Genomic DNA, 6,487 nt, shown 5'->3' with positions numbered 1-6,487 from the left:
TTCGAGCCGCCTTCCAGCGGGCCCTCCGGGCGCTTCGTTCTTTCGTGTTTCCAGCTTATCAGATGTTTTCCGCTCCGTTTTCCGGAGTTTCATTCGTCCGATTCGCTGGTGTCTTTCGGCGCTGTTGCCCCGTCCGACGTTCCAAACTCTAGCCGATCCCCGCTCCGCAAAGCGAATCCGGCCGAAGTCTGAATGCAATCCCGATAAACGCGCACACCGAATACGCACCGAGCCGAACGCGCACATGGCGAGCCCGACCCGCTTCGTACCGGGACGTGGTGTCTTTCGTGGATTTGGCCGCTCCGGGACCGTCCGCGCCGATGCGTGTCCGGTGCTCCCTGTCGAGCGACTCGGGAACACTACTCCGCCTCCACTCCCGAGGCAAAACGGCGGCCACGGTCCGCCGGTCGCCGTACCGGCCGGGGCGAGCGCCTTCCACCGAGCGCCGGCGGCCGGTCGGCGCAACCCTGGTTGTGAGGCCTGAGTGCGCCGAGATCCGGAGAGGGCCCGATCAGCACCATGACGATTGACGAGACCGCCGAACGGGTGATCCCGCTGCCGCCCGACGTGGTGGCCGGCTATGCGATGGACTGGCGCCACGACGCCGAGTGGACCCAGGGCATCCGCGAGGCCCGGCTGACCCGTGAGGCAGACGAGGGCGGGTTCGGTGTCGGTGCCGAGGTCACCCGTACGGCGCACTTCCTCGGCAAGCGCATCGACTACGTGCTGCGCGTGGCGGAGTACGAGCCGCTGCGGCTGCTGGACATGGTCTCGGTCGCCGGTCCGATGCCGATGCACGTCACCTATCGCTTCGCCCCGCACCCCGGCGGCACCCTCGCCCGGATCCGGGTGCGGGGCGACGCCGGAGGCTACTACCGCCTGGCCGCGCCGATCATGGCGCGCAAGGTCCGCTCGTCCATCGCCAAGGACCTGCGCGACCTCGAACGTCGACTCCGTCCTTCCCGTTGGGCGACTGGATCCGAATAGGTGACCGCGGGCAGGTCCTCGCCGAGTCAGAGGACCTCGGTCTGCTGCGGGGTCACGTAGTGGGAGTACTCGCCGACCTGCACGATGTAGCCCTTCGGGGGCTCCAAGGACGTCGTCCACCAGATCCCGGTGACCTCCCCGACAGCATCCGCCGTCGCGCCCGGGGTGTCCGACTCCATACGGATTCGGACGCGGGTTCCCTCGGGCAGGTCGCTGCGATAACGGGGCGGCATGCCGGGATGAAGTCCTCCCCGGGAGACCAGGAACTCCGGCCGCAGCCTCCAGGGGCTGCCGTCCTCGGTCTCCACCGAGTAGAGCGGTCCGACCCGGCCGTCGCGCTCGTCCTGCGCAATGGCACACCCGACGATCACACCACGGCTGCCCACGGTCTCCGGCCCGAGCCGGCCCAGATCCGGGACGGGCGGGTGCGGCGTCGCCAGTTCCACCATCTCGCCGTAGACCAGCGTGGCCGGCTCGGGCCAGGGAGTCTCGTCCAGCAGCCACCGATGCCCGACCGTCATGAGCCCCTCCCGTTCATGGCCTCGGTGGACCCGCCACACCATATCCGCGAGGCGGTTGGCCGGAGCAGCCCGATCGGCTCTCCGGCCGCACGCTCCCGAGGCCTCGGCCGGCCCGGCGCCGACCACCGTCACGTCGGATCCGCTCATTCAGGCAGTCACAAGCGTCCGAAGATCACCCCCCGCCGGCATTGAACACGTTCAAAGTGGCGCTACAGTGTTCCTCGACAAGGTTTTGAACGCGTTCGAAACGCGGAGGGGAGTAGTCCCGTGGACTACACAGTCGTCAGCTACGCCGTCTATCTGCCGATCGCCACCGGTGTGACGATCTGGGTGGCCCGCACGCTCAGCCGGAACGGCCGGATCTTCCTGGCGGACGTCTTCGCCGGGGACGACCGGCTCGCCGACGCCGTCAACCACCTGCTCGTGGTCGGCTTCTACCTGATCAACCTCGGGTTCGTCGCGCTCTGGATGCGCAGCGACGAACAGGTGGGCAACGTCCAGGGCGTCTTCAACGCGCTCTCGTACAAGCTCGGCACCGTGCTGCTGGTGCTCGGGGCGATGCACCTCGGAAACGTCTACGTGCTGAGCCGGATCCGCCGCCGGGGCACGCAGGAGCGCGAGCCGATGGCGCCGTCGCGCCCGCCGGTCGCGGCGCAGGGCCACGTCACACCGGGCCCGGCGTGACCGCCGGCCAGGACGCACCGCCGCCCGTGCGGTGGCTCACCGTGCTCCACGATCCCGCCTGCCCGCTCTGTCGCAGCCTCACCGCCTGGCTGCGCGGGCAGCGGCAACTCGTCCCGCTGGAGTTCGTCGCGGCCGCCTCCGCCAAGGCCCACGAGCTCTTCCCCGGGCTCGACCACGACGCGTCGCTCGGCGAGATCACCGTGGTGGGCGACACCGGAGAGGTGTGGCGCGGCCACCACGCCTTCGTCGCCTGTCTCTGGGCGCTGGCCGACCACCGGTCGCTCGCCCGGCGCCTCGCCACACCGGCCGGTCTCCCGCTCGCCCGGGCCGCCGCCTTCGCGGCCGCCCGGATCCGGGCAGTCACCAAGGTGTCGGCGAGCAGCTGTCCGTCGGGAGAGTGTGACGTCCCCGGCTAGGGCCGGGGACGTGACCGGGGCGGTATGGACAGAGGGCAGCCGCACGAGGGCTGCCCAAGAGACGACCGTGGAACGACGATTCCCCCTCCCGTCCGCCAGGTGATCCGGGCCGCCGGGCGGACGGGAGAAGCGTCAGGTGCCGGACGCCTCGGGCCGGATCGGCGGCGGGCCGGGGCGTTGGTCCGCCGCCGGGACCAGAGGCGCCGAGACCGGGTCCGCTGGGACTGGGTCCGCCGGAGCCGGGGGCGCCAGGGCCGTGGCCAGTCCCGCTCGGCCGTCGATGGCCAGCTTCCCGTAGACGTTGGTGAGGTGGACCTCCACGGTGCGCAGGCCGACGAAGAGGTGCTGGGCTATCCCCCTGTTGGTCATGCCCTGGAGGGCGAGGTCCGCGACGCGCCGCTCGGTCGGGGTGAGGGCGTTCACCCCGTGGAACGTGCGGGTGCGCGGACGGTCGCCGACGGCGCGGAGTTCCGCGAGTGCCAGGTCCACGAGCGGGGCCGCTCCGCACTCGTCGGCGACGCTGGCGGCCCGTTGCAGGCAGGTGCGGGCCTCGGGCAGTCGCCCGGCCTTCCGGGCGAGGATGCCGCAGTCGACGAGCGCCTGGGCGTACCGCAGGCGTGCGGGCGCGTCTTCGAGGAGGCCGACCGCCTCGCGCAGCAGTTCCAGCCCTTCCACGCCCCCGAGGACCACGCCCAGCGCGGTCAGGGCGGTGCCCACCGTCTCCGGCACTCCCCAGGCCCGCGCCAGTCCGAGCTCCTCCTCCGCCAGCGACCGGGCCGCCTCGCCGCGCCGCAGCGCCGCCTGGACCAGCGCCGCCTCGGAACGCCATGTGTGGAAGCCGGGGCCGGACATCCCGCGGGCGAGTGCTCGTTCACCGCACCGGAGGAAGTCGGCGAGGCCCTCGTCCAGCCGCCCCTGCGCGACCCGCAGCCGGCCGCGGACCATCAGGACGTGGTCGTTGACCCAGTTGGCGTTCAACTCACCCGCGAGCCCGGCACGTCGGAGAAGATCCTCGGCTTCCTCCGGCCTTCCCCGCCGGATGAGCGAGTCCATCGACGTCGCGGTCGCGAAGACGGCGACGCTGTGCGCCGGCCCGATGTCGATCGCCCGCAGTTCCTCCAGTGCCGAGGCCGCGTCCGCCTGGCTGTCCGCGAGGCGCCCCACCCGTCCCGCCAGGTTCGCGCGCACGCTGAGCGCCTGGAGGCGACCGAGCGCGGAGCCGCGGGCCCGTGCCTGCCGCACGGCGGCGTCCGCGTGCTCCAGCGCCGCCACCGTCTCGCCAGCCGCCCGCAAGGCGACCAGGGCGTCGTAGTAGACGAAGGACTCGTCCGACAGCGGGTCCGCCCCCTCCCCCAGGGCCAGTTCGGCGAGGCTCACGACCTCCTCCGGGCACCGGCCGACCATCGCCGCGCGCAGGCTCAGCAGCGCGGCCAGCGGCCGCCGGACGCCGGTGTCCGGCGCATCGAGGACGTTCAGCTCCATCAGCCGCTCCACGGCGTCCGGGGCGGAGGCCAGGTTGGTCAGGGCGATGTGGATGCGGTCGATCTCCAGACGCAGGGCGTCGGCGGGGTCCGCCTCCCGGATGTGTTCGCTGGTGCGCCGGAGGACCTCCAGCGCCTCCGGGTAGCGGTCCACGGCCAGCATCGCGCCGGCCAGTCTGCGCGCCACCTCGGTCCGCTCGACCGGGTCCTGGGACAGCCGGAGACTGCTCTCCAGGCTTCGGACGGCCACCGGAACGCTGGAGGCGAGCTCCAGCCGGCCGAGCGAGGCCAGCAGCCCGGCCCGTGACTCCTCGCCGGTCTCCTCCCGCAGCGCACGCCGCAGGTACGCCGCGGCCGCTGCGGTCCGGCCCTCCTCGGCCGCCCCTTCGGCGGCCCGGGCCAGGACCTCCGGTGCCCACGCCTCGCCCCGGGGGCCGGGCAGGAGGTGGACGGCGATCCGCTGCGCCGAGGCACCGCGCGCCCGCAGGAAGCGGGCGGCACCGCGGTGGAGTGCCATCCGCCGGCTGGGCAGCACCGTGGAGGCCACGGCCGCGGCGAGGGCCGCGCAGCCGAAGGCCGTCCCTTCCTCCCCGGCGCGGGTCAGGTACTCGGCCCGCACCAGTGCGTGCAGGGCGTCCGCCAGCTGCGGTTCGGCGAGGCCGGTGGCCTCGACCAGCAGGTCGACACTCAGATCTGCGCTGGGGCCTGTGCTCGGGCCTGCGCTGGGGCCTGCGCTCGGGCCGCCGATCGGGCCCACGCCGAGGACGGCGGCGGCCGTCGCCACCGTCGCGGCATGCGGCGCCAGTGCCTCCATCCGCGCGAGCACGGCCGGGCCCACGTCGGTCGGGACGTACTCGGTGATCCGTGCCGCCAGGTCCTCTTCGGTGCGCCGAGGGTCGGTGTGCTGCGGGCCGGTGTACTGCACGTCAGTGTGATGCGGGTCAGCGGCCCGGAGTCCGCGCAGCAGGGCGCGGAGCAGCAGCGGGTTGCCGCCGGTGGCCTCCCGGCAGGCCGTGGTCACGGCCCGGCCCGGGTGCCTGCCGAGGACGTCCTCGGCCAGCGCCTCGACCGCGTCCTCGGCGAGGCCGCCCAGCGTCATCCGGTGCCGGAACAGCGGCACGACGTCGGCGAGGACGTCCGTGTTCGCGTGCGTCCCCTCCTCCCCGAGCGTGGCGAGGAGGACCAGGGGCAGCTCGGCACCACGCCGGAGCACGTAGCGCAGCCAGCGCAGCGAACGGGCGTCGGCCCGCTGGAGGTCGTCGACGGCCAGCACCAGGCGCCTGCCGTCCGTCGCCCGGACCAACCGCCGGTACAGGTCGTCGAGCGCCACCGATTCGGGGGCGGACGCCCAGAGCGCGGCCGGTGCCGGTTCGGCCCACGGCGTCAGGTGGTCGAAGAACCGGCGGACCATGCCGAACGGGAGCTCGCGTTCGAGCGGATCGAGCGCCGCCGACAGCACGAGGACGTCCGGGTCCTCACGGACGCCGGCCAGTGCCTCCCGCAGCAGTTCCGTCTTCCCGCTGCCCCAGGCTCCGCCGAGCAGGACGGAGACGCAGCCGGCTCCCCCGGCGGCGAGCAGGTGCCGGAGCACCTCCGACTCGCGCGCGCGGCCGCGCAGGACGGGCAGGACGGGCAGGACGGGCAGGACGGGCAGCGTGAGCGGCACGTCCGGCACGTGCGGCGCTGCCGCGTCACCGAGATCGATCACTGTTGGGCTTGTCGCCATGTCACACCAGGGCTGTCCGTCTGCGGAGCGCCGCCGTCCTCCGAGGCCGGGAGGGCCGCGGAGGAGCAGGGTGACGCTGTGGAACCGGAGCGGCGGAGGACGCGGCCACGCGGACCTCGCGCCACCACGACCGGACCGGGCCGCTCATGGGTCGATTCTCACCCGTGCGCGTCAACGTCTTGTCAACGTCCTGTCAGCACCCCATCGGCACCCCGCCGGCGCCGTCGGCCGGGCGGCTCCCGCGGCGCGGGGCGCGTCCGCCCGACCTTTCGGTACCGCCCGTCATGTTCCGGTGGGCGGTGCGGCTCTAGCGTGGTGCGGCCGGGTGGTTCGCCGTCAGTGCCCGTTCGGGCGCTGGGAGCCCGCGTGCCGAGCGTGTCGCGTACGGGCCGGCCGGACCCGCCTCCGTCCCCCGCACCACCGCCACGGGACCACCGCCACGGACCCACCCCCGGCGACGTCCGATCCGGCAGGAGCCGGAGGACGCCGGAAGACGCAATGAAGAAGCAAGAGGAGAAAGTCGTTGAGCAACGAGAGCCTGGCCAACCTGCTCAAGGAGGAGCGTCGTTTCGCTCCTCCGGCAGAGCTCGCCGCAGCGGCCAACGTCACCGCGGCCGCGTACGCGCAGGCCTCCGAGGACCGCCTGGGCTTCTGGGCCGAGCAGGCCCGCCG

5 protein-coding genes are annotated in these 6,487 nt (G+C 73.2%); 3 read left to right on the top strand and 2 right to left on the bottom strand.

The window, feature by feature from the left end; all coding sequences use genetic code 11:
- Window positions 1-519 precede the first annotated feature (519 nt).
- Window positions 520-987 carry an SRPBCC family protein gene (locus tag ACFVSN_RS44870; RefSeq protein ID WP_380448929.1) on the top strand — a complete coding sequence of 156 codons (468 nt, stop codon included), beginning with the start codon at window positions 520-522 and terminating at the stop codon, window positions 985-987.
- Between the two features lie 26 nt (window positions 988-1,013).
- Here ACFVSN_RS44870 and ACFVSN_RS44865 read toward each other — a convergent pair whose 3' ends face one another.
- Window positions 1,014-1,508, bottom strand: a complete 495-nt coding sequence (locus ACFVSN_RS44865; protein ID WP_387603813.1) for a hypothetical protein — start codon at window positions 1,506-1,508, stop codon at window positions 1,014-1,016.
- A gap of 267 nt (window positions 1,509-1,775) precedes the next feature.
- Here ACFVSN_RS44865 and ACFVSN_RS44860 point away from each other — a divergent pair, with 267 nt between their 5' ends.
- Window positions 1,776-2,192 (top strand): hypothetical protein, encoded by a 417-nt coding sequence (locus ACFVSN_RS44860; protein WP_387603810.1) that lies wholly within the window; start codon window positions 1,776-1,778, stop codon window positions 2,190-2,192.
- A complete protein-coding gene (locus ACFVSN_RS44855) occupies window positions 2,189-2,608 on the top strand; it encodes a thiol-disulfide oxidoreductase DCC family protein (protein ID WP_387603807.1) in 420 nt (139 codons plus the stop codon). The genes ACFVSN_RS44860 and ACFVSN_RS44855 overlap by 4 nt, the downstream gene beginning before the upstream one ends.
- Window positions 2,609-2,740: 132 nt before the next feature.
- On the opposite strand, the gene ACFVSN_RS44850 is transcribed toward ACFVSN_RS44855, so the two are convergent.
- Complete coding sequence (locus ACFVSN_RS44850) at window positions 2,741-5,797, bottom strand: AAA family ATPase (RefSeq protein WP_387603804.1); 3,057 nt, start codon at window positions 5,795-5,797, stop codon at window positions 2,741-2,743.
- Window positions 5,798-6,487: the final 690 nt, after the last annotated feature.

The organism is Kitasatospora sp. NPDC057904 (assembly GCF_042887925.1).
Taxonomy (GTDB): domain Bacteria; phylum Actinomycetota; class Actinomycetes; order Streptomycetales; family Streptomycetaceae; genus Kitasatospora.
Note: the sequence above shows the minus strand (reverse complement) of the source record. Positions and strands in the feature narration are given on the sequence as shown.

Coding starts and splice junctions, on each gene's coding strand:
- ACFVSN_RS44870 (WP_380448929.1), top strand. CDS start 520: ATGACGATTGACGAGACCGCCGAACGGGTGATCCCGCTGCCGCCCGAC.
- ACFVSN_RS44865 (WP_387603813.1), bottom strand. CDS start 1,508: ATGACGGTCGGGCATCGGTGGCTGCTGGACGAGACTCCCTGGCCCGAG.